The sequence below is a fragment of the Flavobacterium sp. genome (assembly GCF_024642105.1).
In the GTDB taxonomy this organism is placed as follows: Bacteria; Bacteroidota; Bacteroidia; order Flavobacteriales; family Flavobacteriaceae; genus Flavobacterium.
On sequence record NZ_JAHEBT010000041.1, the window covers coordinates 1 to 3,272 of the forward strand.

A 3,272-nucleotide genomic window follows, 5' to 3' on the forward strand; every position below is an offset into this window, starting at 1 on the left:
TCGATAGTTTGATAAGACCGGTATTATTATCTCTGCTAAAGAAAAGTTGAGCTTGAATCATGTTGAGTCGGTAGCGAATGTTTTCTAAACCTAGATTTTCAGAATATTCAGATAAACGCAAATAATCATCTTGGGTGATGGTAATACCATCGTGTTCTATACAGAGCAAAAGGTTTTGATTTTCAAAACAGATTTTTATGGTAATAGAATTCGGGTGACTATGCTTCAGTAAATTGGTAATTAGTTCACTAGCAATATAAAAGAAGTGCATCATCACCTCGTCAGTAAGTTCAACTTCCTCCGGTAGTTCATCAATAAATTTAAAATCATAGATCACATGTTTAGACTTTTGAGAACTCATTCGCCTGAGGCTTTCAGCTAATCCAAAACGGACTAAATAATGAGGCATTAACTCTTTGAATAAATTTCTGAGATTGTGAGTTCCTTCGTCCAAGAGTTCAACTGCATTGTAAAAATATTCTTTGTTTACTTGCCCTTTTTTAAAGCTGTCCTCCACATGGGATAAATTTTTACTGACAATAGAGAGAAGCGCGCCAACTTCATCGTGTAATCGACGCGCAATTCTGTTTCGTTCTGTTTCTTGGGATGTAATGGTATTATGCAATAACTCAATTTCCTTGCTGTCTTTTTCTTCCTGAACTAAGCGCTCTCCGAGTTCATGGATGATGCGATTCTTACGCGCAAGTAATACCATGCCGAGTCCCATTGCAAAAGCAAAGCACATGCCTAATGTGATAATAAATCCTAGTTCTTGCGGAGTGACCATATTGTATGTCCATATAAAAGATTTGCCCCTATGTACAAGCTAGTTGTAAAAAGGAGTAAATATTGGTAGAGCTCTCTAGAAAATTGGATTTTGTCTTCGAACATTATATCAATAAAAAAGACTGTATTGTAAAGGATGTTTATAGCTAAAATCCTAAATTCAAATTCAGAAGTTTCTTTGTAAGATCGATATAATGCTATCCATCCAATTGGAATTACTAAAACATGGCTAGAAATTAAAGTAATACTATTGTATATCCAAAAATTTGATTTTACCATACTTTCAAGTAAAAACACAACCAAGATAAAAAAACAAGAAATATTAACGATTCTCTTATTTAACTTTTCAATGCTGTTTATCAATTGTAAAATGATAATAGTTTGAATAATCAAAGATACATTAGTTACTGGAAAGACATTTCCGTATTCTGTCTCAAAGTAAGTGGTTAGTAAATTGGTCAGAAGATCAACTGAGAAAAGTAATATTAGTATTTTTTTTAATTGTATTAATCCTGAATTATTATAAAATAAAATTAGAGCCAGAGGGAAAATTGGAGTGCAAAGTGCAAAATTATAATACCCTTCAAAATACATTTAGCTATTCAATTTATTTTTCTGAGAGCAAAAAGGAGGACACCTTTTAAAATGATCAATAATTATTCCCTCGGTTAGATCATTTTCATTAGATTCAGCACCAACTGCAACAATTGCTGGTTCATTCGTTTCATTCAACGCATAATAAAATCGAATCCCAACACAATTTTCTTGACTTAGGATATTCATTAGTTTTTCTCTCCCGACAAATTGACCAATAGTTGAACCTGCCGGCACAGAATTTCTAAAACGAGCAGTCATTGCCGCACCTTCTTCTAAAGTGATAAATTCACCTTCATTTCCATTAAATGACATAATAATATTTTTATAAATTAAACGTTAAACTATTTTCGAAACGAAATTAAAATATAACATTGAGTGTAGAATAAATATTGTTAGATAATAGAAAAAATAGCAATTATGTTTAGAATAAGTACTAAATAAAAACGACGTGAATAATTTTATTTTATTTGAACCTGTTTTACAAATGTTTTCCCTTCGCTACTGACCTTCACTAAGTAATTACCTGGACTCAAGAACTGACAATCGACAGCGAAATGTGTGTTTTGGATATGGGTGAAAGTGGCTAATTGGCGTCCGGATAAATCGCAGATTTCCAATTGGTCCAGTAAGTAGCTTGATTCAATGTTAAGTTCGTTGATCGCTGGATTTGGATAAACTTCAAGGGAGAATCCATCAAGGTCGTATGTTAAACCAACGTTTTGCAGCGGTTGCGTGACATAATTCGTGGTGATTCCACCTGCGTTTGTCGTTTTCATTAATTTGAAAAAACTTGAATCATAATGAAGAGCAAGGGCATAGGCTATGTTGTTATCTACGAAGTCTAATTTAAAAAACACAAGCACTGAATCCGAGGGAAGTGTACAATCTTGTTTGAAAAAACTTTGACCACCATCGATGCTTCGTAATGGTCTTCCGCTGGCTGCGTATATACCGCCTGCATTGATAGCAACATCTGAAATTCCATCATCTATAAAGTGAAGTACATTGGTACTTCCTCCAAGTTCAGAAATGGTAAGAGCATACCACATGTTTCCCCAACCATCACTACAAAAGTTGTTTCTAATTAGGGTATCGCCATAAGAACTTGCTCGTTGAACGTCCCCAATCCCATAACAATCGATTATGTTTGTCTGAACGGTTAATGAGTTTACATCTGTGAGATAGACATCATTGTTGTAAAAAGAGGCGATTTCAGAACCCAATTTAACAGGAAATTTTCCAATAGTGTTGTTTACTAAATTCCAATTTGAACCGAAGTTGTTTGTGTAGTACGTGCCTTGACTACTACAAACGAAGCCTGTACTATCATTTTGAAAAACCAAACACTTTTTATTCAGCGTGCTAATTCCAAGAACACCAGTCGTGTTAAAAATTTCATGCTCACTCCAGGTTTGTCCGCCATCAAAGGAACGACAGATTTTAATATTTTCATAAAAATTCTGAGTATTTGGATTCACATCTAATATCCCGACAGCATATATAATCTGATCTGAAACTGCTGTAATACTTGTATAGATTCCTGAAACAGTAGTTAGTGAATCCCAAGAAACACCACTATTTGCTGTGCTGTAAATGGAAGAATGATTTCCATTTATCCCATCGCTACCCGAAATAATGTAGCCTTTTTGTTCATTGAAAAAATCCCAATCACGAATTACCGTAAACGGTGTCGAGTTGTCAAATGTTGTCACAGGGCTCCATTGAGCCTGTAACATGTGACTAAAAAATAAAAGACATATTAATGGTTTCATAGTTTAATGATTATTTTGTCAAAAATGTTTGTATTCGATTGATATTTAATCAAGTATGTTCCTGAAGAAAAATTGTTTAGGTCAATTTCCACTTTATTATTTTTATAGTGATTCTTG

At 33.8% G+C, this 3,272-nt stretch carries 4 protein-coding genes; all 4 read right to left on the reverse strand.

The annotated features are described in order from the left end of the window. The coding region (locus Q0L65_RS05340) for a histidine kinase (RefSeq protein ID WP_296684248.1) at nucleotides 1-787 on the reverse strand (787 nt) is incomplete at its 3' end. A gap of 593 nt (nucleotides 788-1,380) precedes the next feature. After that, nucleotides 1,381-1,695 carry a hypothetical protein gene (locus tag Q0L65_RS05345; protein WP_296684249.1) on the reverse strand — a complete coding sequence of 105 codons (315 nt, stop codon included), beginning with the start codon at nucleotides 1,693-1,695 and terminating at the stop codon, nucleotides 1,381-1,383. Between the two features lie 146 nt (nucleotides 1,696-1,841). Continuing rightward, the gene (locus Q0L65_RS05350) at nucleotides 1,842-3,155 is read right to left on the reverse strand and encodes a T9SS type A sorting domain-containing protein (protein WP_296684251.1); all 1,314 of its coding nucleotides are present in this window, start codon (nucleotides 3,153-3,155) and stop codon (nucleotides 1,842-1,844) included. Beyond that, nucleotides 3,152-3,272, reverse strand: a 121-nt coding sequence (locus tag Q0L65_RS14010) for a T9SS type A sorting domain-containing protein (protein WP_366051347.1), incomplete at its 5' end; no start/stop codon positions are given. The genes Q0L65_RS05350 and Q0L65_RS14010, both read right to left, overlap by 4 nt.